This window comes from Paraburkholderia kirstenboschensis, from assembly GCF_904848585.1.
Lineage (GTDB): Bacteria > Pseudomonadota > Gammaproteobacteria > Burkholderiales > Burkholderiaceae > Paraburkholderia > Paraburkholderia kirstenboschensis.
Genome location: NZ_CAJHCR010000014.1, coordinates 137,417 through 159,797 on the forward strand (window position 1 = coordinate 137,417; position 22,381 = coordinate 159,797).

Annotated in this window: 21 protein-coding genes; 10 read left to right on the forward strand and 11 right to left on the reverse strand. The window is 61.6% G+C overall.

Going from position 1 to position 22,381, the window contains the following annotated elements; genetic code table 11:
• Positions 1-73: 73 nt before the first annotated feature.
• Entirely contained in the window at positions 74-385 is a 312-nt protein-coding gene (locus JMY24_RS28125; RefSeq protein ID WP_128598689.1) for a DUF4148 domain-containing protein, read from the forward strand.
• Positions 386-607: 222 nt separating this feature from the next.
• On the opposite strand, the gene JMY24_RS28130 is transcribed toward JMY24_RS28125, so the two are convergent.
• From JMY24_RS28130 to JMY24_RS28140, 3 genes are all read right to left on the reverse strand, one after another.
• A complete protein-coding gene (locus JMY24_RS28130) occupies positions 608-1,810 on the reverse strand; it encodes an NHL repeat-containing protein (RefSeq protein WP_201703313.1) in 1,203 nt (400 codons plus the stop codon).
• A gap of 592 nt (positions 1,811-2,402) precedes the next feature.
• Positions 2,403-4,820 (reverse strand): two-partner secretion domain-containing protein, encoded by a 2,418-nt coding sequence (locus tag JMY24_RS28135; protein ID WP_201703314.1) that lies wholly within the window; start codon positions 4,818-4,820, stop codon positions 2,403-2,405.
• A 203-nt stretch (positions 4,821-5,023) separates the two neighbouring features.
• Complete coding sequence (locus tag JMY24_RS28140) at positions 5,024-5,908, reverse strand: LysR family transcriptional regulator (protein ID WP_128597472.1); 885 nt, start codon at positions 5,906-5,908, stop codon at positions 5,024-5,026.
• A gap of 123 nt (positions 5,909-6,031) precedes the next feature.
• Here JMY24_RS28140 and argC point away from each other — a divergent pair, with 123 nt between their 5' ends.
• Positions 6,032-6,961, forward strand: a complete 930-nt coding sequence (gene argC / locus JMY24_RS28145; RefSeq protein ID WP_128597473.1) for an N-acetyl-gamma-glutamyl-phosphate reductase — start codon at positions 6,032-6,034, stop codon at positions 6,959-6,961.
• A 470-nt stretch (positions 6,962-7,431) separates the two neighbouring features.
• Here argC and JMY24_RS28150 read toward each other — a convergent pair whose 3' ends face one another.
• Positions 7,432-8,343 (reverse strand): LysR family transcriptional regulator, encoded by a 912-nt coding sequence (locus JMY24_RS28150; protein ID WP_128597474.1) that lies wholly within the window; start codon positions 8,341-8,343, stop codon positions 7,432-7,434.
• A gap of 98 nt (positions 8,344-8,441) precedes the next feature.
• Here JMY24_RS28150 and JMY24_RS28155 point away from each other — a divergent pair, with 98 nt between their 5' ends.
• Complete coding sequence (locus JMY24_RS28155; RefSeq protein ID WP_128597475.1) at positions 8,442-9,269, forward strand: SDR family oxidoreductase; 828 nt, start codon at positions 8,442-8,444, stop codon at positions 9,267-9,269.
• A gap of 49 nt (positions 9,270-9,318) precedes the next feature.
• Here the strand turns inward: JMY24_RS28155 and JMY24_RS28160 are convergent, their stop codons facing one another.
• Positions 9,319-10,284 carry a LysR family transcriptional regulator gene (locus JMY24_RS28160; protein WP_128597476.1) on the reverse strand — a complete coding sequence of 322 codons (966 nt, stop codon included), beginning with the start codon at positions 10,282-10,284 and terminating at the stop codon, positions 9,319-9,321.
• Between the two features lie 108 nt (positions 10,285-10,392).
• On the opposite strand from JMY24_RS28160, the gene JMY24_RS28165 reads away from it, so the two are divergent.
• From JMY24_RS28165 to JMY24_RS28175, 3 genes are all read left to right on the forward strand, one after another.
• Complete coding sequence (locus JMY24_RS28165; protein WP_128597478.1) at positions 10,393-11,160, forward strand: SDR family NAD(P)-dependent oxidoreductase; 768 nt, start codon at positions 10,393-10,395, stop codon at positions 11,158-11,160.
• Between the two features lie 30 nt (positions 11,161-11,190).
• On the forward strand, positions 11,191-11,790 hold the full coding sequence (locus tag JMY24_RS28170; protein WP_128597477.1) for an NADPH-dependent F420 reductase: 600 nt from the start codon (positions 11,191-11,193) through the stop codon (positions 11,788-11,790).
• A gap of 198 nt (positions 11,791-11,988) precedes the next feature.
• Entirely contained in the window at positions 11,989-12,405 is a 417-nt protein-coding gene (locus JMY24_RS28175) for a nuclear transport factor 2 family protein (RefSeq protein ID WP_128597819.1), read from the forward strand.
• A gap of 292 nt (positions 12,406-12,697) precedes the next feature.
• Here the strand turns inward: JMY24_RS28175 and JMY24_RS28180 are convergent, their stop codons facing one another.
• A complete protein-coding gene (locus tag JMY24_RS28180) occupies positions 12,698-13,534 on the reverse strand; it encodes a substrate-binding domain-containing protein (RefSeq protein WP_236597546.1) in 837 nt (278 codons plus the stop codon).
• Between the two features lie 719 nt (positions 13,535-14,253).
• Positions 14,254-15,174, reverse strand: coding sequence for a LysR family transcriptional regulator (locus JMY24_RS28185; protein WP_128597820.1), 921 nt, complete (start codon positions 15,172-15,174; stop codon positions 14,254-14,256).
• Between the two features lie 154 nt (positions 15,175-15,328).
• Here JMY24_RS28185 and JMY24_RS28190 point away from each other — a divergent pair, with 154 nt between their 5' ends.
• Complete coding sequence (locus JMY24_RS28190; protein ID WP_128597821.1) at positions 15,329-16,000, forward strand: glutathione S-transferase family protein; 672 nt, start codon at positions 15,329-15,331, stop codon at positions 15,998-16,000.
• 88 nt (positions 16,001-16,088) lie between these two features.
• The gene (locus tag JMY24_RS28195) at positions 16,089-16,763 is read left to right on the forward strand and encodes an NADPH-dependent F420 reductase (protein WP_128597822.1); all 675 of its coding nucleotides are present in this window, start codon (positions 16,089-16,091) and stop codon (positions 16,761-16,763) included.
• Between the two features lie 220 nt (positions 16,764-16,983).
• Here the strand turns inward: JMY24_RS28195 and JMY24_RS28200 are convergent, their stop codons facing one another.
• From JMY24_RS28200 to JMY24_RS28215, 4 genes are all read right to left on the reverse strand, one after another.
• Positions 16,984-17,997, reverse strand: a complete 1,014-nt coding sequence (locus JMY24_RS28200) for a hypothetical protein (RefSeq protein ID WP_236597547.1) — start codon at positions 17,995-17,997, stop codon at positions 16,984-16,986.
• Between the two features lie 16 nt (positions 17,998-18,013).
• Positions 18,014-18,241, reverse strand: a complete 228-nt coding sequence (locus JMY24_RS28205; protein ID WP_128597825.1) for an RNA-binding protein — start codon at positions 18,239-18,241, stop codon at positions 18,014-18,016.
• Positions 18,242-18,389: 148 nt separating this feature from the next.
• Entirely contained in the window at positions 18,390-18,608 is a 219-nt protein-coding gene (locus JMY24_RS28210; RefSeq protein ID WP_128585540.1) for a DUF2964 family protein, read from the reverse strand.
• 341 nt (positions 18,609-18,949) lie between these two features.
• Positions 18,950-19,639 carry a CBS domain-containing protein gene (locus JMY24_RS28215; protein ID WP_128597826.1) on the reverse strand — a complete coding sequence of 230 codons (690 nt, stop codon included), beginning with the start codon at positions 19,637-19,639 and terminating at the stop codon, positions 18,950-18,952.
• A gap of 247 nt (positions 19,640-19,886) precedes the next feature.
• Here JMY24_RS28215 and adhP point away from each other — a divergent pair, with 247 nt between their 5' ends.
• Positions 19,887-20,912, forward strand: a complete 1,026-nt coding sequence (adhP, locus tag JMY24_RS28220) for an alcohol dehydrogenase AdhP (protein WP_128584964.1) — start codon at positions 19,887-19,889, stop codon at positions 20,910-20,912.
• Between the two features lie 386 nt (positions 20,913-21,298).
• A complete protein-coding gene (locus JMY24_RS28225; RefSeq protein ID WP_201703315.1) occupies positions 21,299-22,330 on the forward strand; it encodes an Acg family FMN-binding oxidoreductase in 1,032 nt (343 codons plus the stop codon).
• The last annotated feature ends 51 nt before the right edge of the window (positions 22,331-22,381 follow it).

Here is a 22,381-nt window from a genome sequence, read left to right on the forward strand (position 1 = left end):
ATCTAGACTGTCATCACTGGTTTACGAACAGGGCTGTTCGTAGCAGGACAAACAAAGTCTGGAGGTAGATCTCATGAAGTCCCTTATTCAAGCTGTTGTCGTTGCCGCCGCCCTTGCAGCTCCGGTCATGTCGTTCGCGCAATCGAGTGGGTCTGTCACGCGTGCACAGGTACGCGCCGAACTGATCCAGTTGGAACAGGCTGGCTATCACGTTGGTGACGGCGACAACGCACACTATCCCGAAGCAATTCAGGCTGCTGAAGCCAAGGTTGCTGCGCAGAACGGCGCGACAAGCGGTTACGGCGGTGAGGTGAAGGGTTCGTCGGAAGCAGGACGCTCGTCAGTGTCGAAGGCGGACTGGGACGCGATGTACAGCCACCCGTAATGCATTGATTTCGGATGTGCGGGGCAGGATGCCAAAAGTATCTGGCCTGAGCATGCAGTCCAGGTACGCAGTACCCCTGCGCACCCGAACTGCGACAGTCGGAGTTGGTGGCGTTGTCCAAAGTAGCCTGCTGGCCAGCAGGCTACTTTCGTCTTTGCCGCATCCGGCGCAGGCGCGCGCGTGTTCATCTGAGCGCGCGATACAGGCCTGGCGCAAGCGGTGTCACCACCACCATGGAAGCAACGCACCGCCATCTTTGCGATCGGTGCGATCACTGGGGCGCCCGGCATCGCGGCCGTCGCGGTCCTCATCGCGTTCTTCGCAGCGGTGCCCCGCTTTCGGCAGGCCGCTTACCTTGCGAATGTACCCGGAGCTCTGCCCAGGTTCGGCAAAGAACAGATCGCCCTGCGGTCCGAACGCGAGCCCCCTGGGACCGCCTATGCCAGTTTGAGTGGCAAGGCCGCCGTCGCCGCCGTAAGAGTCCTGCCCGTTGCCGGCAATGGTCGTGATGATGCCGGTTTGCCTATTCACCTGGCGTACGCGGAAGTGGAAGGTATCGCTGATCGTCAGGTTGCCCGCACAGTCGAACGTGATATGTGTGGGGAAGTTCAGAAACGCGTCGGTCGCCGGAATGCCATCTCCGTTGTAACACGCCGAGCCGCCCGGCTGCGGCGCACAGCCGCCCGCGCCGGCTACTTTGGTGACAGCGCCGGTCCTTGCGTCAAATCGGACGACTTCTGGCGGAACGGGATCGACCACGTACAGGTTGCCGTGCGGGTCGAAGGCCATGGTCACGATGTAGGTGTTGCCCAGGTCGACGACGGTCGAGATAATTCCTGTCCGATGGTCCACGCGCCGGATGCGGCCGACCGCCGAATCGGCAATGTAAAGATCGCCTTCCCGGTTCACGGCGACATCGTTTGCATACATCGTTGCTTGCGTGGCCGGGCCACCGTCACCGCGGTTGGGCACGTCGGGAGTGCCCGGGCCAGCAACCGTGGTAATGACGCCGGTGTCCCGATCGACCCTTCGCACTACATGGGCGAACGGTTCGGCAATGAATACGTTACCTGCCCGGTCGAGCGCAACCCCTGTCGGATTGTCGAGCATGGCCTGCGTCGCAGGGCCGCCGTCGCCGCTATAGCCTGCTTGCCCGGTGCCGGCAATGATAGTCACCGTTCCGGTTTCGCGATCGATGCGCCGAACAACGCGATATGTCGGTTCGGCGGTATATATGTTTCCCCATCGGTCCGCCGCGATGGCTTCGGCCTGGATTCCGGGCGCGCCTACGCCGCCGAGACCGGGGCCGGCGAAAGTGCTGATGATCTGCGCTGCGGCGGGCTGCACTACCGCGATCAGCGCTAGTGCGTAAAGGACCTGCAACATGACAGCGATGCGCGGACAGACCTGTGTTCCGTGCGACATACATCCTCCTCTTCGGTGTCACCGAATGGTCACGACAATTCAAGGAAAAGTCGTTGTCGCGGAACGCAGGATGTTGTGACCAGGGAAAGCAAGCCCGAAAGCCTCCAAACCGCCCAACACTTCATCTTAGTAATGCGTTTCGAAAAGCAAATAAATGTTCGGGCTCATCCCTTCAGGACGGACCCAATTTGCCGTGCTGTTGGGAAACGGAAATAGCTGGGCTCGGGCAAGCTCGGCTAGAGTCGAACGCACGGAACACGCTGGATTGCGCCGCCGAGGTACGTTCTTATGGCCAGCTAGTTTGAGCATTGACGTTTCGTTGACTAAAAGTGCTGAACCATCAGGCTTCACACCTATGCCATCGCGCTGCCTGATGCCGCGACGGGCGGCACGCGGACCCACTGCGGACGTAGAACCTGCACAACCTTGACGGCAGTTTCCGAGGTCCAACGGCCATTCGATTGGTCACATCGGAGAGCGGATGCTGGGCGAAAACAGACGCAGGACTCGCCTGCTCGCCGGCCAGCTCCGTGGATGGAGGCAATCGCTCGCTTGTCCCGCCACCAGGCGGGCGATCACTGGCAGCTAGCGCTCAATGGCCCGGTTGCCAGCGCAGGACCGGATGACTCGCGCCGGCCGGCACGACCCATGCGCCGGTCGGCCCGAAGTCCCAGCCGACGAAGCTGGCCGAATCGCTCATCTGCGCGGTAGTGAGACCGTTGGATGCCGGCAGTTGCGGGCCGGTCCCGGCGCTTACGCTGCGGGTCGTCGTCTGTTTGTCCCAGTAGACGTTGGTGGCGATCCCCGCGTTGGGGTCCGGCTGGTTAAACGCCGCGATGCCGCCGAAACTGGTGACCGTATCCGGCGGCGGGCAGCAATAACCTTGCACCAGCCCGGCCGCGAATGACTGCTCGATTGTGCCGGAGTTCGAATAGACGAGGCCGCCGGTGCTCAGATTGCCATACGAGGTGCCCGTTGCATACGATTGCGAAATCGTACCGGCGTTGAAGCCGGCCAGCGCTCCGGCCACGCCGTGATAGCCCGCACTCGCTTCGCCGGTTGCATAGGATTGCAGAATGGTCCCTTCATTGAGGCCGACCAGCCCGCCGAGTACACCGGCCGACCCGACGGACGCGCTGCTCCACGAGCGCTCGATAAGGCCGTCGTTACGTCCCACCAGGCCGCCGAGCAACGCACCTTCGAACGCGCCAGAGCCTCGGCCGCCGGTAGTGTAGGCGTAGGTAATCAAACCCTGATTCTCGCCGGCCAGAATGCCAAGCGGGATCCCGGCCGGGAAATAGAAATTGGTTGCGAGCCGGGAGTTGGTCATGCCGACATTCCGCACGACACCGGTCGGCCCGATCGCGCCGAACAGTCCCGTCGCCGGCTGCTCGGTCGAGTTCTGATCAAACTGGGTGAATCTGTCGATCACGTGGCCCATCCCGTCGAACTGACCGGAAAACGGCGTGCTCGCATTGCCGAGCGAAGAGAAAGCGAAAGACGTACCGGTCGAACTGGCGTCGAGGTCTTTGCCGAGCGCATACGCGCCGCCGAGATCGAGCGCGACGTTCTGTAAATCGCCGAGCGAATTGACCAGCTTGTAGCCGGTCACCTGGGCAATGAGACCGCTATACGGAGCTGCTGCCCACGCGCTGTTCGCCACGATCGTGCCGGGACTGTAGCTGCCGTTCATGTCGTAGAGCGCGCTGACGATGCCGGTACTTTTCGACCAATCGATGGTTCCATCGCTGATCACGCTGCCGCCGTTGTCGATGCCTGATGCGTCGCCGCGCAAGGTCAGATTGCCCGCGCCGTTGTTGGCGATGGTCGTACCCGGCGTCACTGTGACGTGGCGATACGCCGCGAGCGTGAGCGAAGCCGGACCGGACCAGCGCAGGCTCGACGCGACACCCAGGTCGCCCGTTGCGCCGTTGGCGCCCGTCGTGGTGACATTGACCGAGGTGCCGTCGTTCAGGCTGCGGCGCAACGCGTGCGCGGCGACATCGTCGATCGTGAAAACGGGCGTCGAGAGATTCCATTGGCCTGCATCGACCACCGCGTGCTTGCCGAGCGTCAGTTGTGCCGCTTGCGTATCGACCGTTCCGCCGCTGCCGTCCGCGTTGCTTGCGGCGATCTTGCCGACCTGCTCGACACGGCCGCTGTCGGCGACCAGCCACACATGGCCGTCGCGGCTGGCCGTGCCCGTCGCGCGGATACGCTTGCCGCTACCGGCGAGCGCATACACATTGCCGTCGGCGGCCTGCAGGCTGACCTGCGCGGCGGTTATCCGTCCCTTGTTGACGACCGTGCCCTGACTGCCCGTCTGCACGAACACCTGCCTGCTGCTGGCCGAGTCCTGCAGCAGCACCTGCTCGCCCGCGGCCAGTTCCGCCGTACCATTGGGCGCCGCCGCCGTCCCGGCGTTGATGACGGCGTGTCGCGCAATCAGGAACACATCGCCGCCGCTCGAACTGATCCTGCCCAGGTTGATCACACTTGCATCGGAGTCGCCCGAGAGTGTGAGCGCGCTGCTGCCGGTCATGAATGCACTGTTGCAGACATCGAGGGTAGACGCGACAAAGCGGCCACCCGTACTGATCACACCCGACGGGCCCACGACGATACCTTGCGGATTGATCACATAGAGACTTCCCGTTGCACTGAGCCTGCCGAAAATGGCCGAGGGCGAGCCACCCGTTACCCGGTTCAGGGTCGCGCCGGCGCCATTGTCAAACATCACGCTGTTATTCCGGCCGACCGAGAAGCTGTTCCACTCAATCACACCGCGCGTCGATCCCGGTTGGGTGATTAACAGCCCGTTGCCCTGGCCGGCTATCGTGCCCGCGCCGGCGACGTAACGGCCGCCTTGCGGGAGGCTGCCCGCCGCGAACGCCACGGGCGTCAGGGAGAGTCCAGTCAGCGAAATGCCGATGGCGAGCCATATGTGTCCGCGTGACTGCTGTCGACGCATTGTGCGTCGCGCGGGCCGAAGTAGTTCTGGACGTGACATACAGCCCCCTTTTCCGCGTGCGTGCGGAATGGCTGCCGACGACTCGCAGAGCCTGCCGGAAACGGGCGAGTCACCACGTCTGAAGAATAGCAGCCGGCGTTGCGGATGCATGCCGATATCTCAACGTTTTGCGCCTACCTGTACGGGCTTTTGTGCCACCTGTAGTCCCGGCGCGAGCGAACCGAAACGGCATCTGGCAACGCCTACGCTAAGCGCAGATCCCACAAGACATCGAGTACGTGTTGAGTAGCACGCTCAACATGCCCTGCACGGTGTGCAATGCCTAGTCGACGCCACAGCGCCGGGCGCAGCGGACGCATGACGACGCGCCTGTCGGGTAATGGCGTGGTGGCCTCATGGGGCAAAAGCGCCGCGCCGTAACCTGCCGCGACCAGACTCTTGATCGCGTCGTTGTAGTTGAGCTGAATGCGCGGCACAGGATGATGCCCCGCGGTAGCAAACCACTCCGCCGTCAGGCGCGAAAGACGCGTAGTCGCGTCATTGAGAATGAGAGGCTGAGCGGCGAGCCATTCAGGCGTTACACGGGCTGGGCACCGCCAATGCGCCGGCACAAAGGCCATTACAGGGTCGCGGCGCCAAGGCTTTATCACGAGTCCAGCCACGGAGGGCTGAGGGAGCGCGACCAGCCCGACATCCAGCGCTCCATCCGCCAATCGGGTCAGCGTTTCATGCGACGTGAGCACCGCAAGCTGAATATCGATTGCGGGATTGCGCTGGCGCAGCACCTCGAGCGCTTGCGGCAACAAGTACGCGATCACGCCGGTCGACGCACCGAGCCGCACGCGCCCTTCGAGCCCCTGCACCTGGCGTTGAATATCGTCCAACGCCTGCTCCGCATCGGCCAGCAGTCGACGCGCGCGCTCCACCAGCACCTCTCCTATCGCCGATGGCCTTACCTGCCCGCGTTTGCGTGACAGAAGTGGCGCCCCAATGCGGTCTTCGAGCTCAGCGATATGGAGGCTGACCGTCGGAGGCGCAAGATTCAACGCGCGCGCGGCATCGGCAAATGAGCCACGCTCGGCAATCGCGATGAGAGTGCGCAAGCGGTCAAGGCTGATCTCTCGCATGTCGGCTCCAGGTTCAGTAAAACTGAATGTTCAGGTTATGAAATTCAACTTTTCCTATTCTAGCGGTTCATGGAACATTGGGAGCTCCTTCTACCCGTTACAACCACCCGGAGTATTCCGCGTATGAGCGCTCCCATTGTTTTCATCGATGGCGACCAAGGCACCACCGGACTGCAAATCCACGAACGGCTGCGCAATCGGACCGACATCACGCTGTTCACGCTTGCCGCCTCAGAACGCAAAGATGCGCGCCGTCGCGCAGAAACGATCAACGCCTGCGACATCGCCATTCTGTGTTTGCCTGATGCCGCCGCACGAGAGGCAGTGGACGCCATCGTTAATCCTGCCGTCAGAGTCATCGACGCAAGTTCGGCCCACCGCACACAGCCGGGCTGGACATACGGCTTTCCGGAAATGACGCAGGGACAAGCTGAGCGGATCGCGAGCGCCCATCGGGTGACCAATCCCGGCTGCTACCCGACTGGGGCAATTGGCCTGCTACGTCCCCTGTTGCAGGCTGGGCTCATACCTGGCAACTACCCCATCGCCATTCATGCGGTGTCCGGCTACTCCGGACGCGGTCGTGCCGGCGTGAAGGAACACGAGGGGAAAGATGCCGTCAACGCGCCTTCATTCCAGGTATATGGTCTGGGACTCGCGCACAAGCACACCCCGGAAATCCAGACGCACGCGGGACTCGCGCAGCGGCCGATCTTCGTCCCGGCGTATGGGGCGTTTCGTCAGGGCATTGTGCTGACGGTGCCGCTTGAGTTGCGGCTGCTCGCGCCCGACGTGGACGGCGCCACGTTACACGCATGCCTCGCACGCCACTATGCGGACGCAGCCCACGTGCATGTCTTGCCGCCGCATGAAGCCGGTGTCTTGACGCACCTGGATCCGCAAGCGCTAAACGGTACGAACGACATGCGCTTAAGCGTATTTCCTAACATGGAGCACGGGCATGTCCTGCTGTCCGCGGTTTTCGACAATCTTGGCAAAGGCGCATCCGGCGCTGCGGTTCAGAACCTGAACCTGATGCTCACGCAGCAATAGTGGCCGATGGTTTGAGCTAACGTTCCGCCGCACCTGCATGCCAACAGTTGTCGCCGATCTCGCCGTCAGCTTCGAATCTCCGATACTGGCCGTGCTGGGAAGCGAGCAGTAATCCGGCACCGTACTGATGAGCCGGCGTCGGCTCTGATCTAAAGCCAGAGGTGCCGTTGTCATGAAAAGCGACTTTCGATCATTCGCACGTCACCGGCCGCAATGACAGGTCACACTGGAGCAAGGCCAATGGGCAATTGCGCCTTGTAACTGCCGTTGGGCGAATTGCCCAGGAAACAGACCTCTCTATGCATTATCGCCTCCGGTAAGCTGGCCTTATTTCAGCGGATTTTCTCCAGTTTTGTGAATTACCTGGTCTGGCTGCAGAGAGCGACATGAGCTCTCTGCGCTTGTCGAAGCATGTCGTCCATGGTGCCTCGTCCGTTAAACCGGCGAGAAGATTTTCGTCTCGCCGAGGTTCATTCATATGACCGCGGCGTTGGCTTCCGCTCTCGCAACATGTCGATCAAGGCGCGCAAGCCCGCCGGAATGTGTCGACTGCCGGGAAAGTAGAGGAACAGGCCGGGTATAGCCGGGCACCATTCACCCAGCACCACCGATAGCCGCCTGCGCGCCAGCGCCGCGCACGCATACGGCTCGGGAACATACGCAATGCCAAGTCCGTCGATGGCTGCCTCGACCATCAGCGTGTTGCTATCGAGCGTGAGCGCGCCGGGTGGATCGACGACGCACTCCTGCCCGTGCCGCGCAAATTCCCAGCGATAGCGTTTTCCGCTAGGGAGACGCTGCCTGATGCATCGATGCGCGTGCAGATCCTCCGGTGATTCCGGCCGCCCGAATTTGCGCAGATAACGCGGCGACGCCACCGTGACGAAGCGCATGTCCTCGCTCACGCGTACGGCGATCATGTCCTTGTGCACGGCCTCGCCCAGTCGCACGCCCGCATCGAATCCTTCAGCGACGATATCGGAGAGCCGCCCGTCCGCCACCAGATCCAGTTCCATAAGCGGATATTTCGCGAGAAACGGCGGCACTACGGTGCGCAGCAGATGACGGATCGCACCTTCACTGCCGTTGATGCGCAGCGAGCCGCGCACTTCACCCTCTGAGCGCGAAACGTCGTCGAGCGCATCATTGAGCTCGCTCAACGCGGGACGCAGACGCGCGAGCAGGCGTTCGCCGGCATCGGTGAGCGACACGCTTCGCGTTGTCCGGTGCAGCAAACGCACGCCGAGATCGGCTTCGAGACCGCGCATGGCATGACTCAGCGCCGAACGCGATACGCCGAGTTCGCCCGCTGCCTGAGCGAAACTACGTCGCGCGGCGACAGCCATGAAAGCTTGGAGATCGGCTAAAGTGGGTTTGCCCATTGTTGAATTTTTTCACCTCGTCATGCAGATTGATGGTGATTCTCACACGTATCTTATCGTTCTAGCATAGCGTTTTCAGCGTCGAACGGAGATTCGCAATGAGCAAGAACTGGCTGATTACAGGCGCGTCTAGCGGACTGGGGCGCGGACTCGTGCAACGTGCTCTCGCTCGGGGCGACAGAGTGGTTGCGACACTGCGCAAACCCGGCGCACTCGACGATCTGCTCGCGTCGCACCCCAACAGGCTGCGTATCGTCGAATGCGACGTGACGGATCTGGACGCCATGCGCCGTGCCGTCGCGCAGGCTTTCGACGCATTCGGGCGAATCGATATCGTCGTGAGCAATGCGGGTTACGGCCTCTTCGGCGCAGCGGAAGAACTCAATGATGCGCAGATCGACCGTCAGATCGCGACCAACCTGACCGGCTCGATGCATCTCATCCGCGCCGTCGTTCCGCGTCTGCGCGAGCAAGGCGGCGGGCGCATCGTGCAGGTCTCGTCGGAAGGCGGGCAGATCGCGTATCCGAGCTTCGGCGCGTATCACGCGACCAAGTGGGGCATCGAAGGTTTCGTGGAGGCTGTGGCGCAGGAAGTCGCGCCGTTCGGCATCGATTTCGTGATCGTGGAGCCAGGTCCGACGCGCACGAATTTCGGCACGGGCCTGGATCTGGCTGCGGCGCTGCCGTGTTATGCCGATACGCCCGCTGGTGATATACGCCGCGCGCTCGACGGCGGCCACTTCGAATTTGCGGATGCCGCGAAGACCGTCGAGGCGATGCTTGCCACCATCGACGAGGCCGATCCGCCGCAGCGTCTCGTGCTCGGCAAGTCCGCCTACGAGCACACTCGCGACGCATTGACGAGGCGCCTCGCAAGCGTCGAGGCGCAGAAGGCGATCGCATTGTCTGTGATGGAAGACGCGTAACAGAGCAGCCCCGCAATATCTGCTCCTTCGAGATATTCCGGATGCCTGCTTACGCGTGGCGGGCCTTCGGCAATCTTTTGCCTTTGCGTGAGACGGAGCGCTGGCCGGCATCCTTCGAGAAGCGATGACGGTCGCCAAGGAGCTCGACCAGCCGTGTCTCGCATTCCGAAATCGAGTATCCGCGCCGCTGCGAGATCATGAAGGTAAGCGGACGCATGTGCCATGCGCGCCGTTGGAGTTCGACAAGTGCTCCATTCGCGATGTCGTCCGCAACCAGATGAAGCGGCATGTGTCCCCAGCACAAGCTTCCCCTCAGCAGATCGTGCTTCGCGCCGAGGTCATTCACCAGCCACTGGCGTTCGCTGGCGACCCCCTGCTGGGTCTTTTCCGCATCGGGTTGATTGTCGGTAACGACGAGCTGGATGTGCCGGCCAAATTCCTCTCGCGGGATGGACCCCGTGATTGCGGCCAGCGGATGCGATGGCGCACAGACGGTCACCATTCGCGCTTCGCACAAATGCTGCCTTTCAATGGTACCGGGGCTCAGCTCCGGCACGTCCGTGATCGTCACCGCCAATGCGCACGTGCCTTCGAGAACCAGACGCTCGCCGCCCTGCATGGTCGTCATGCGCAGATTGATTGCAACCGTTGGAAAGTCCGCCTGCACGGTGCGCAGGCATTCGATCAGGTGCGCTCGCGGGAAATAGGTATCGACGGCAATCGACACTTGCGGGACGCCGGCTTCAGCAATCGAAACCGCGCGCATCTTCATTTCCTCGGTGCGCGAGATTACCCCGCGAGCATCCGGCAGGAGGCTGCGGCCCGCGGCCGTCAGTGTCGCTCTGTGAGTGTTGCGCTCGAACAGCACCACATCAAAGGCACTCTCGAGCGCGCTGATCGCGTGACTGATCGCCGACTGTGCACGTCTCAACTCCCGTGCGGCTCCTGAAAAGCTCCCCTCGTCACAGACGGCGACGAAAGCCCGGAGTTGATTGATCGTGACGTTGTCGAGCATGGATATCTAAAAAGTAGATGGACTTGATAGATATTTAGTCAATTGTCTTCATGAGTCAAGAGCCGGAGAATGGTCTTCTTCATGAACACATCCACGGAAGGAAATCAGATGGGACAATCTCTTAAAGGAAAAACCGCCCTCGTTACGGGCGCATCGCGAGGCATTGGCCGCGCTATCGCCGAACGTCTTGCAAAGGATGGCGCGACGGTCGCGCTGACATACAACGCCAGCAGATCCGGCGCAGACGAGGCGGTCGTGGCCATCCAACAAGCTGGAGGCACTGCGTTCGCGATCCACGCGGACCTCGTTGATGCGGCGGCCGTCCCGGCCCTGTTCGAGAAACTCGACGACGAGTTCACCAAGCGCAACGGAAGCAGAGCCCTCGACATTCTGGTCAACAACGCCGGCAACTCCGGCTGGCTCAGCTTCAAGGACGCGACGCCGGAAAGTTGGGACACCTTAATGGCGGTCTATGCCCGCGCGCCCTTCTTCATTGTTCAAGCCGCTCTGGACCGTCTCGCCGATGGCGGACGCATCATCAACATTTCTTCCGCTGCCTCCACCAAGCCCGTGACAGCTGCGCCCGTCTACTCGATGGCCAAAGCGGCCATCAACAACCTGACGCATGCGCTCGCAGCCGAGCTGGGGCCGCGCGGAATTACCGCGAACGCCGTAGCGCCGGGCTACACGCGAACGGACGCGAACGCCGCCTTCCGGGAGAATCCCGAACTCGTAAAGGCGGCCGAGGCCACAATCGCGCTGGGACGCTTTGGCGAGCCTTCGGAAATCGCCGCCGTCGTGGCGTTCCTCGCTTCCGATGAAGGCCACTGGGTGACCGGCCAGACAATCGAGGCAAGCGGCGGCTACAAGCTCTGACCGCGCCGGAATACCCAAGGAGGAAGATATATGAGCTATGCAATTATCGGCTTCGGCAAAATCGGTCACGCTCTTGCCCGGGCGTTTGCCCGAAGTGGCATCGATGTATCCGTTGCAACCACGCGCGACCCGGAAAGCTTCGCCTCCGATGCGGCGTCGATCGGACCCACGATCATCCCCCGGACACTGGCGGACGCCGTCATGGCAGACACGATATTTCTGGCGGTCCGTTTTGAGTCGCACCCGGATGTCGCCAAGGCGCTTCCCTCCTGGAAGGGAAAGACCATCGTCGATGTGACCAATGCCTACGGCGTGCCCCCTGAGGCGCTGGGAGAACTGCCTTCTTCCAAGGCCGTCGCGCGAGCCTTCCCGGGCAGTCGGCTGGTTAAGGGCTTTAATCATTTGCCTGCAGCCGTCCTTGACCAGGACCCGGCCGTAAATGGTGGAAGGAGAGTCGTGTTCCTCGCGAGCGACGATAGCGGCGCCGCAGCCGAGGTTGGCACGCTTGCGGGAAAGCTCGGTTTCTCGCCGATCTCCCTCGGCGGGCTTTCGGAAGGAGGGCTGCTAGTCCAGGCGCGCGGAAATAGCTGGGGTCAACTGATCTTTAAGGACCTCGTCACTTTCGGCTGATGAATCGTGACGCAAACTTGATGCATTCCTGCCTCGTGGGCAAAGGGCTGACACAGTTCGACTGAAACGGGGGCGACGCCGGCAGTCGGCGGGTCGGCCGGTCGGCCGCGCCCCCACGGCAGGTCCGGATGTGCAGCGGACCGCCGCCGGACTCCCCGCCCGCGTGCATGTGTGATGTATTGGAACTGGAGAATTTCGATGAGCATTGAAGAGAATGTCCAGATCGTGAAAGCCTTCTTTGCAGCAATCGGCCGCGGCGATAAGCAACGTCTGCTGGAGTTGTCTGCCGAAGATATCGAGTGGATCATTCCGGGCGACAACTGGCCGCTGGCTGGTACGCGCCGGGGGCACGCAGGATTGACGGATCTGCTTCAGACGCAATCAGAAACGGTGGAAACTTCGTTGACGCAGCCCAGTGAATTCGTCGCGCAGGGAGACCGGGTTATGGTCATCGGGTTCGCCAAGGGAAGAATCATAGCCACGGACCGAACGTTCGAGGACGACTGGGTCTTTGCCATTACCGTTCAGAACGGCAAAGTGTCGAAGATCAGGGAATATATCGACACACAAGCATTGGCGCGGGCCTCCGGGGCTGAGAAGAGCGCCAAGGGCTGACCAACCGGGGCCACCAAAACGTTGCGCAATGTTGATTGACGACATTGGGCAGCGGTGACAACCTTACCGAAGCGCGAGCTCGTTCCAACGATCTCCACTGCTAACAGTCGGCCGTTGTAGCCGCGCGGCTTCAAGTCGCGATCACTGCCCTGAGCGGAGCGGCGTTTTAGTGAAGCGACCGTGAGGCGGCGTTGGTCTGAAATGACTGAGTGGCGGACGATATGAATATTGGCCGTTCCCGGGAGATCCCGCCGTCACCTGGCTCGACGGCGTGGAGGGCTCACAGCCACACTCAGTTCGAAGTCTTCGGCGTTAGCGGTTCGAGGCCGGTCCCCTCAATCGCGGGGGCCGCGTCCGGCGATGACAGAAAACGGATCAGGGCCGCTGCGCCCGCTGGATTTTTGGCGTTGGTGGAGATGCCCCCGGAATACACCGTGTACCTTTGGACCTCCGCGGGCAAATTGCCGACCACCGTTACGCCGTCCACCGGCAACAGTTCGACGATCTGCTGAAATCCGATCTCCGCCTCGCCGTTCGCGACCACATTGGCGACCCGCTCGGACGGGATCATGCGGCTCCTGTTCGCCACCTGCTGCTGGATACCGAGACGCCGGAATAGTTCGCTGCCGATATAGACTCCATTGGCGTCGTCCGGATAGACGATCGACTTCGCGGCGAGCAGCGTACGCCGCAGTGCGTCAACCGAGCTGATATCCGGCTTCGGCGCCCCCTCGCGAGCCGCGATGCCAATTGCAGAGCGTGCGAAGTCCACCTTGCTGCCAGACACGACCTTGCCGGCGTTGACCTGATCGTCGAGTGCATGGCCGACCACGATCAGCACGTCTGCCCATTCGCCGCGCGCGAGTCGCACAGGGATGGCATTCGCGGCCGTGCCCACCGCAGGCCCCCAGACAGTGACCAGCGTCTCGCCGGCCGCCTGCTCGAATTGTGGACCCAGTGCGCGATAGGCTGACGCAAACGCGCCGGAAATCATCACCTTGACTTCGTCTGCCGAGGCCGCGACGCTGCCCAACAATGCGCCCGTGACGCAGAATACGAGTACGTGAACCCTCAGCTTGCGGCAAATCACGGCCCGCTCCATGTCGATCGGATGACCAAGCCCAGACATGCATCAAGTCTGGACGCCACTGAAGATGTCCGCCAGCAGCGGGGCATCGCGCGCAGCGCCGATGCCCCGCCAATTCGAAGTCCCTCGAGGCCGCCGTTTGCGCAATAGCCGCCGCGCACAAGCATCGCTCTGTGCGACGGGCTTTGTCGACGTCGCCTTCGGCGCCTTTAAGCGGTACGACGGTTACTTCGAATGGACAGCGTCAAGCATGGCGCACGGGCGGAACTCATAGTTGACGTTATCCGCGCCATATTAGCCCGTTAGCGCTATGGGCAACTTTGCTTCGGCCGAGTGACAGCGCTCAGATATTGCCTGGCACGATGGTCAGCACGCGGCCCACAGCCGCCCTTCAATCCTTCGCAGTCTGATCGGCTGCTCACAGCGTGTATCTGCGCGATGGCCGTCTCGTCGCTCGACCTGAGTTGCACTTTACGTTTAGATCTGAGTGAGGAGTCAGCGCAAGAGGTATCGTCAATCGGCCCGGCTAACAGACCTCCTTACAGCGCTATGCACTGCGGCGCCCCTACCCTATTCGGCAAACCGATCGGGGCCAGGCATTGCCGCACGGCAGCACGGAACCTCTCTGCAGGTCTTCTCGGCGCATGCCTTGATGTTGTGCGCAACGGGGTGGTCGCCAATGGCCGACTGGACTAACGACCAGGGCCTCTTCAGCGTCTCCCTGTGCAGTGCGAAGCCGGAGCCGTCCGCTGCATGACGGGCTAGCCGTTGCCTATCCTAAGTTCCGGCTCCTCGGCGCAAATCGCAGCGAGGAAATCGACGAATTGCCGCACTCGGGAGGGCATGCGCCGTCCGGCAACAGTAACAGCGTTGATCGGAAAGGGCGGCGGCGCATGCTGGTCCAAAATTCGTACGACCTCGCCGGAGGCCAGCACATCCGTGAACAACCAACTCGCGTGGTGGGCGATGCCGAGGCCCGCGATGACCGCGCCGCGGACATGCTCGGCGTCGTTCGTGCGGAACGCTCCCGCTCCGTCGACCGTGACCTGCTGGCCGTCTACATTGAAACCCCACCCGATGATGTCTCCCTGGTAGACATAGCTAATACGCTGGTGAGTGCGTAGTTCATCTAACGTTTGCGGCGTACCGTGTTCGGCAAGATAGCCGGTGGAGGCGAGCGTTATCATCCGCATGTCGCCGACGCGCCGGGCGACGAGTGCTGAATCCGAAAGCCGGCCGATGCGGATCGCGACGTCTATCCCCTCCTCGATCAGGTCGACTGGCCGCCCAGAGACTTCCATCTCGATCGCGACGTCGGGGAAACGTTTCCTGAATTCCGACAGGCGCGGAATAACGAACATCCGCCCGAAGGCTGGCGAGAGGGTCACGCGGACCAGCCCTGAGGGGGCCGACTGCCCTTCAAGGACTCTCTCTTCGACGGAGTCGAGATCCTGAAGGATTTGAACGATGGCCTCGTAATAGTCCTGTCCTGCGGGCGTCACGGCAAGGGCGCGGGAATTTCTCGCCAGGAGTTGCGTCCCGAGCCGCGCTTCAAGTGCAGCGAGCTGTTTGCTAACCGTCGGCTGGCTGACGTTCAGGTCCCTCGCTGCCTGCGAAAAGCTTCCGCTTTCGACGACGCGCACGAACATCCGCATTGCTTCTAATTTATCCACCACTTTCATTCCGCAGAAGAACAGGAGACGTAACGGTTTTCAGGTCGATCAATTCCAATCAAGAATAGATTCTATTCTAAACCCCTCAGTTCCATTCTCGCGGGGAATGTCAGTATAGTCATTCGACGGCCCAGTTACGGGTGCCCAACTGAAAGGAAGAGTTATGGCAATCAAGATTTATGGCGATGCGGGCTCAGGCAGCCTGCGTCGCGTGACCACCGCTGCAAAGATCATGGGCATTGAATTCGAACGCGTCAAAGTTGACCTGTTCAAAGGCGAGAGCCAGACCGACGAGTTCAAATCGCGCCTCAATCCCCACGGTCTGACTCCGGTTCTGAAGGATGGAGACACCATCCTCTATGAGGCCTCAGCAATCAATCTGTACCTTGCCGACAAGGTGAATTCTCCATTGGTCGGCACCACGCAGGAGGAGCGCTTCCAGGTCCTTCAGTGGATGTTCTGGTCGGGCGAGCAGTGGCGCACGTTCACCACCACCATCTTCGATGAACGCGTGGGAAAGACGGTCATGGGTGTTCCAAGGAACGAGTCCCTCATCAAGTTCGCCGAGGGTAAGATCCGCGCCGCAGCAAAGGTACTCGACCAGCATCTTGAAGGCCGCGCGTTTATGGTTGGCAATACGTTGACCTTTGCTGATATCGACATTGCGGCGCCCTTCTCCCAGGTCGATCGTGCGAAGTTTCCGTTCAAGGAATTTCCGCACCTTATCGCCTGGCACGACAATCTTCTGCAGTCGTTCCCCGCATGGGCGGAGACGAAGGCTGAGGTCGACAACCGTATGGAAACCTTCCTGGCGAGCGTCGGCGTGAAACTATAATTGTTGGTTATCCTGACGGCCAGCGAGGGTATGAAGATGGTGCGCGCGGGCCGAAACCGCCTCTGTCAACAGCATGGGAACCGATATCATGAATATTGGAATCATAGGGACCGGGCTCATCGGCGGCACGCTGACGCGCCGGTTGTCGAAGTTGGGCCACAAAGTTTTCATTGCCAACTCGCGTGGTCCGGAATCGCTTGCGGAGTTGGCCGCCGAGACCGGCGCCACAGCGGTAACCGTCGATGAGGCGGCCCGCAGCGGTGAGATCGTTTTCGTCACCATACCGGAATCGAACATTCCCGATCTGCCGAAGAACCTCTTCGACGGTGTCAGCCCCGATGTCATCGTCGTAGATACCGGAAACTACTATCCGCGAGAGCGCGACGGCCGCATCGATGCGATCGAAGACGGCATGGCTGAAAGCCGTTGGGTGGCAAACCAGCTTGGACGGCCCGTGCTGAAGGCCATTAACACCTTGTACTGGCGCACTCTTCTTGATGAGGGCAAACCGGCAGGCGCGCCCGGCCGCATTGCACTGCCGGTCGCCGGTGACGATGAGGCGCACAAAGCAAAGGTCATCCGGCTCCTCGACCAACTCGGATTTGATGGTATCGATGCCGGCCGGCTTGACGAGTCCTGGCGGCAACAGCCTGCCACACCAGTGTACGCCGCTAACCTCGATGCAGAAGGCGTCCGCAGGGCACTTTCCATAGCGAGCCCCGAGCGAAAGCCCGATTTTCGCGCAGCACCGAAGATCGATTGACAGAGCGCGGCCGAGGCAAACGTGCCCAAGGCAGCGATTGATTGTCTCCAGCCTGCACTATCCGGCGACGCTTCGTGACCGTTGTAAACCGCTGGCAGGGAAGCATACGAGAGAGACGGCAGATCGGCGCGTCGTCATTCTTGCGGGTGCCGTCCTGCATGTGAGGGCGTGGTGCTGCCGACAGCACAACGGCCCATAAGCCCGCGCCGCCACCGCCACGTCACAGCGCCCGCATCGCCGCATCGAAATTCAATCCGGCTGGCAGCAAGTCGCCCCGACTACAGTGCACAAGCGCGAATGCACGCGTGCGGGGCGGATCGCCCGGCAGGTGTGCGACGTCGAATTCGATCCGATGACTACGGGGCGTCTCTTTGTCTTGCACCACGTTCATATGGTCGATCGACACCTGTTTTTTCGTCACATACAGGTGAGACGGTGGATCGGACAGGACTGCGCAGACACGATCAACTTCCAGTTCGAGCAGGTCCGTCGGCACCCGCAGCGCCGCAAGCCGGCTGGCGTTTTCCTTGATACTCGCCTCCACGCGGGCCAATTCACCAGCATCGTCCGACGGCTCGAGCTCGACGATTGCCCTGACTCCGCTCCCGCTGCGCTGCAGCAGGGCAAGACGTTCCTCCAGCAGCTCCCGGCCTTTTTCCACCAGTTTGCGACGATCCGTGGCAAGCATCTCCAGTCCCGCGAGCGCAAGTTGATCGATGAGCCGTCTGCCGATTTCTTCGCGAAGTGTTTCCTCCGTGTTCCCGCACATCCTCGTGAGATGGTCGCTGAAGCACAGCGTGGTCTGCGCAACGTCGTTGCGCATTGTCTCGCCCTCGAGCGCCACGCCGAGCACGTGGCGCATCGTTAATGCCATGCCCAGAACGGCATAGGCATGCTCCGAACCGGGATGCTGATCGAAGTGCGCGCGCAATTCCACAGAGCGGCTTAATGCGCGAGGAATATCAGAGGGGGTCGCAAAGAATGCGCGGATGCAGGGATCCGACGACCAGGCCTTTGCATTCGCCTCGTGCGGCGCGGGCAATGACCTGACAAGGTTGTCGACATAATCGGCTGCAATCGTCACCGCACTGGCAAGGCGCTCGCCGTAGCGCTCTGCCAGCCGTAACCGCGGATTGATCGCCAGAACACGCTCGGCCGCTGCGTCGATCCGCTCGCGTCGCTGCCGTCCGCTCTCTTCCACGCCCGGCCGAAACAACCTGTCAAAGAGGCTCATATGCTCTGCCGATCATTCACCGGAACCGAAGGTACGATCCGTCAAGATCTTGCGATCCGCGGCAGAACATGTCGTGCATACGAGGCTTGAGGCGGCGCAGCAATTCAGCACCGACGCCGTTCAAGGTGTGCACCACTGAGGACCGAACGTCGTCGCCCGGGAAATGCTTGATGCTGTCGAACTGCGGGAAGCGGTACTCGATGAGAACCGCGTTGTTACCCTCATCCGCCGCATCCGGGTCCACGTTTCCACCACATAGATCTGCCATGATCTGAGGCCGCAAAACACAGAGAAGGCGACAACATGACTTCTTTCGATCCGGGATCGGGTTGGGAGAACGCACAAACACAAGCCGACTGAAAGTGCTGACATGTGTTCACTGCGCAGTGCCGTTACCGCGGAGCCTCCTTCTTCTTTTCAGACAAACCCGGGAGCGAAATCAGGTTGGAAGCGACAACCGTGATCGCAACACCAATCAGAATTGCAAGTGCGCCATAACGAAACTCCGGGCTACGGTCATAAAGCAATCCGACAATGACGAAGTAGAGTCCGCCAAGCCAGATGGCGACTCCTACCAACGCGAACACAACGCGTCTGTCCGATTTGTTCATCGCGATCTCCAAGATGGGGCCGCCGCCGTATTTCATACTAGTGCATCAGCCTTCGAAATGAAATTCGTCGGGTGAGCTCATCACAACAACGGGGCCGAATCGGGCACCGTTCGGACCGGTGCCTGCGCCGGTGTGGACACTTTCACGCCGATGTCCTGCTGGAAGGCCTCGACTACATCCCCCACCGGGACCTCCCGGCCTCGCGACTCGCTTACAGCAGCAAGCAGCACGACATCGCGTTGCGCTGCGGCAATGTGATCGGTCGCACGACGACCATACAATGCGTTGAGTCATGATGCCTCCGATCATGTTTGCCGAACGGCCGGCTTGCCCGCAGCCTGCTAGATGCCCGGAATCATCTGATACGGCTCGGTATGGTCCTCCACACCCTTGACGCCTGGTATGTTCTGCGCCGCCACGCGAACGGCATTGATCGCCTCCGCCGACTGGAAGACGCCCCACAGGTGCACAACGCCATCGGTGACCACCATATTGCGACCAGCAAAGCCCCATTTGCGCCCCGCCAGTTCGCCCATCAGGACGGCGCGGATTTCGGCGTCCGAGAGCGTGGCGTCCGACACCGGTTCATCTGGCACGCTCGCGAGCGCCTGCACGAGATTGGCACGGCTAACGATGCCGACCACCCGCCCCGCTTCGGTCACGGGCACGCGTTTGATGTGCCGTGCCTCGAGAATGCCGGCAACTTCGCCAAGCGGCGTGTCGGGCCGCACGGTCACCACCTCGGTGGTCATTACGTCGCTTACCCTGGTCGCGTGGGTCTTGACGTAATCGCGCGCCTCGTGATTCGCAGACCAGAAATCGAGCCACGACGCGCGCTTGCGCTCGTCGGTTCCGATCTCGCAGCGGCGAAGCAGATCACCTTCGCTGATCATGCCGGCAAGGCTGCCGTCCGTATCCAGCACCGGCGCACCGCTAATGCCGTTGTCGACAAAAATCTTGGCAACCTGACGAATGGTCATGTCGGGCGTAACCGAAATGACTGTGGTGGTCATGACATCGGATGCACGCATGGGAAGCCTCCTGGAAAATAAACCGTTGAATTGAGGGGCAGACGACGCACATGTGAATCCCTGAACGCCGACACGCCTCTGCGCGATTTCAGATTAGGCCTGCCCGACGCCCTTCCGTTTGACGTGGATCATCCCGGCGAGGCTTGCGTGCATCAGCGCCTGTTCACGGTTGAATGACTCAGGTCAATTTCGTTGGGTGAATGAAGCCGATACTGGACGCCACGCAACCATCGTGAGGAGAAAGGTCATGGCCCAACTTATGAAAGCCGCTATCGTCCACGAATTCGGTGCGCCTCTGCGCATCGAGGAAGTCCCCGTCCCGAAACCTGGGCGCGGACAGATTCTGGTCAACGTGAAGGCGTCGGGCGTCTGTCATACAGACCTGCACGCCGCTGACGGCGACTGGCCGGTCAAGCCGGCACTGCCGTTCATTCCGGGCCATGAAGGCGTCGGGTACGTCGCGGCCGTCGGTGATGGCGTCACCCATGTCAAGGAAGGCGATCGCGTCGGCGTGCCATGGCTCTACACGGCGTGCGGTCACTGCGAGCATTGCCTGGGCGGTTGGGAAACGCTGTGCCACCAGCAACAGAACACGGGCTACTCCGTCAACGGTGCTTACGCCGAGTACGTGCTGGCCGATCCGAACTACGTCGGGCATCTGCCTGCGTCCGTCGCGTTCGAAGACATCGCGCCCATTCTGTGTGCCGGCGTGACCGTGTACAAAGGCATTCGCGTGACCGACACGCGGCCGGGCCAATGGATCACGATCTCCGGAATCGGCGGGCTTGGCCACGTTGCGGTTCAATATGCGATTGCGATGGGCCTGCGCGTTGCGGCCGTCGACATCGCGGACGACAAACTGGCTCTCGCCCGCGAACTCGGCGCGGAGCTGACGTTCAATGCGCTCGAGTGCGACCCTGCAGCCGCTATCCAGAAGGAAATTGGGGGGACGCACGGCGTGCTCGTGACCGCCGTCTCACGCAGCGCTTTCGCACAGGCGCTCGGCATGGTGCGCCGTGGCGGCACCGTGGCGCTGAATGGCTTGCCGCCGGGCGATTTTCCTCTGCCGATCTTTTCCACGGTGCTCAACGGCATCACGGTGCGCGGCTCGATTGTCGGCACTCGAAAGGACTTGCAGGAATCGCTCGACTTCGCCGCGCAAGGTCGCGTGCGCGCGCGGATTCACCTCGACCGGCTGGAAAACATCAATCACGTTTTCGCGGAGTTGAAGAGCGGTAAGGTAGATGGCCGCATCGTGCTGAAGCTCGACTGAGCGGCGCAACTGAGCGCAATGTGGGCGGGCCGGAGAAGAGATCACTCCGGCCGACCTGGACACTGGCCAGCGTGGACGGAAAGCGCATTCGACATCTTGAGCCGGACCCGGTCCATCCCTTCGCTGAGACCCGCCAGTATCGCTTCGCGCTCCGTGGGAAAAATACTGCTGTGCATGAACTCGTGTTCGTCACATCGAAGAAAGTTATCACTGGCGGTGCGTGGTGCCGACCTACCTTCAAGCGGTGGAATTGAGCGCGGTCGCGGACGAGGTCGCTGCGGCCTCTCGCATGACACTCGCTGGTTGCACGCCCGCTGATCCAGATCAATCCGCGTAGGGGCGGAGCTGACACAGTGGCAATATGGATTCGTGCAGGAGACCACGAGATGAGCGAACTTCCACAGACGGACGCATGGTCCGTCGACGAACATCAACTGGACATCACCGCGAGCACCGGCGAAAAGCTGCGGTTCGCGCTGCGCTATGCAGTGCTGGCGCCGTCCAATCACAACACGCAGCCGTGGCATTTCATCATGGATGGCGACAGCGTGACGCTCTGCGCCGACCGGCTGCGGGCATTGCCGGTCGTCGATCCGTTCGATCGCGAGCTGATCATCGGTTGCGGCGCGGCGCTCTTCAACCTACGCGTGGCGCTCAGCCACTTCGGGCTCGCTTACGCTATCACGCTGTTTCCGTCGGGCCTGGATCCGGATGCGCTGGCGCATGTACAGATCGTCCCGGATGGCCGTTGTGACGCGGCACTTGCGCCGCTGCTCCCCGCCATTCTCAAGCGCGTCACGACTCGCGAAATTTTTAGGGACGAGCCGCTCCCGCTGGGTGCACTTCAACAGCTCGTCGACGCCGCCGAGGCGGAGGGTGCTGACGCCGTCTGTGTTTCGAGCGCACCGATGCGCGAAAAGCTTGCCGAACTCGTCGCGGAGGCCGATCGCATCCAGTTCGACGACCCGCGCTTTCGTCGCGAACTGGCGAGCTGGATTCACCCGCGACGCCGCGAGGACGGCATGCCCGCACTGTCGGACCGCATAACCGCGGTTCTCGATCTCGCCGCGCCGCTGCTTGCCTCAGTCATTCGCACGTTCGATCTGGGTGGGGGTCTTGCGGCTGCTCATCATGCGCTCGTTGAGGGGTCGCCGCTTCTCATCTGCCTCGCTACGTCGACGGACGACGCAGCTGCGTGGCTCTCAGCCGGCCAGGCGCTCGAGCGGCTGCTGCTGGTCGCCGCAAATGCCGGCATCACGGCGTCCTATCTGAATCAGCCGACCGAGCTGAGCGCGCTGCGAGAGCGGCTGCGCACCACGCTAATGATGGACGCGGTGCCGCAACTGCTGTTGCGCGTCGGCCGTGGCCGTCCGGCAGCCCATTCGCCGCGCCGGCCGCTTCTCGAGGTGGTGTCCTGAAGGACCAACGCCTGTCCGATGAGGCTGCTATGGAGCATTTTTTCAGACTTG

What these genes read in the sequence shown, in the direction of transcription:
- JMY24_RS28125 (WP_128598689.1), top strand. Translation starts at nt 74, where the DNA reads ATGAAGTCCCTTATTCAAGCTGTTGTCGTTGCCGCCGCCCTTGCAGCT.
- JMY24_RS28130 (WP_201703313.1), bottom strand. Translation starts at nt 1,810, where the DNA reads ATGTCGCACGGAACACAGGTCTGTCCGCGCATCGCTGTCATGTTGCAG.
- JMY24_RS28135 (WP_201703314.1), bottom strand. Translation starts at nt 4,820, where the DNA reads ATGTCACGTCCAGAACTACTTCGGCCCGCGCGACGCACAATGCGTCGA.
- JMY24_RS28140 (WP_128597472.1), bottom strand. Translation starts at nt 5,908, where the DNA reads ATGCGAGAGATCAGCCTTGACCGCTTGCGCACTCTCATCGCGATTGCC.
- argC (WP_128597473.1), top strand. Translation starts at nt 6,032, where the DNA reads ATGAGCGCTCCCATTGTTTTCATCGATGGCGACCAAGGCACCACCGGA.
- JMY24_RS28150 (WP_128597474.1), bottom strand. Translation starts at nt 8,343, where the DNA reads ATGGGCAAACCCACTTTAGCCGATCTCCAAGCTTTCATGGCTGTCGCC.
- JMY24_RS28155 (WP_128597475.1), top strand. Translation starts at nt 8,442, where the DNA reads ATGAGCAAGAACTGGCTGATTACAGGCGCGTCTAGCGGACTGGGGCGC.
- JMY24_RS28160 (WP_128597476.1), bottom strand. Translation starts at nt 10,284, where the DNA reads ATGCTCGACAACGTCACGATCAATCAACTCCGGGCTTTCGTCGCCGTC.
- JMY24_RS28165 (WP_128597478.1), top strand. Translation starts at nt 10,393, where the DNA reads ATGGGACAATCTCTTAAAGGAAAAACCGCCCTCGTTACGGGCGCATCG.
- JMY24_RS28170 (WP_128597477.1), top strand. Translation starts at nt 11,191, where the DNA reads ATGAGCTATGCAATTATCGGCTTCGGCAAAATCGGTCACGCTCTTGCC.
- JMY24_RS28175 (WP_128597819.1), top strand. Translation starts at nt 11,989, where the DNA reads ATGAGCATTGAAGAGAATGTCCAGATCGTGAAAGCCTTCTTTGCAGCA.
- JMY24_RS28180 (WP_236597546.1), bottom strand. Translation starts at nt 13,534, where the DNA reads ATGTCTGGGCTTGGTCATCCGATCGACATGGAGCGGGCCGTGATTTGC.
- JMY24_RS28185 (WP_128597820.1), bottom strand. Translation starts at nt 15,174, where the DNA reads ATGAAAGTGGTGGATAAATTAGAAGCAATGCGGATGTTCGTGCGCGTC.
- JMY24_RS28190 (WP_128597821.1), top strand. Translation starts at nt 15,329, where the DNA reads ATGGCAATCAAGATTTATGGCGATGCGGGCTCAGGCAGCCTGCGTCGC.
- JMY24_RS28195 (WP_128597822.1), top strand. Translation starts at nt 16,089, where the DNA reads ATGAATATTGGAATCATAGGGACCGGGCTCATCGGCGGCACGCTGACG.
- JMY24_RS28200 (WP_236597547.1), bottom strand. Translation starts at nt 17,997, where the DNA reads ATGAGCCTCTTTGACAGGTTGTTTCGGCCGGGCGTGGAAGAGAGCGGA.
- JMY24_RS28210 (WP_128585540.1), bottom strand. Translation starts at nt 18,608, where the DNA reads ATGAACAAATCGGACAGACGCGTTGTGTTCGCGTTGGTAGGAGTCGCC.
- JMY24_RS28215 (WP_128597826.1), bottom strand. Translation starts at nt 19,639, where the DNA reads ATGCGTGCATCCGATGTCATGACCACCACAGTCATTTCGGTTACGCCC.
- adhP (WP_128584964.1), top strand. Translation starts at nt 19,887, where the DNA reads ATGGCCCAACTTATGAAAGCCGCTATCGTCCACGAATTCGGTGCGCCT.
- JMY24_RS28225 (WP_201703315.1), top strand. Translation starts at nt 21,299, where the DNA reads ATGAGCGAACTTCCACAGACGGACGCATGGTCCGTCGACGAACATCAA.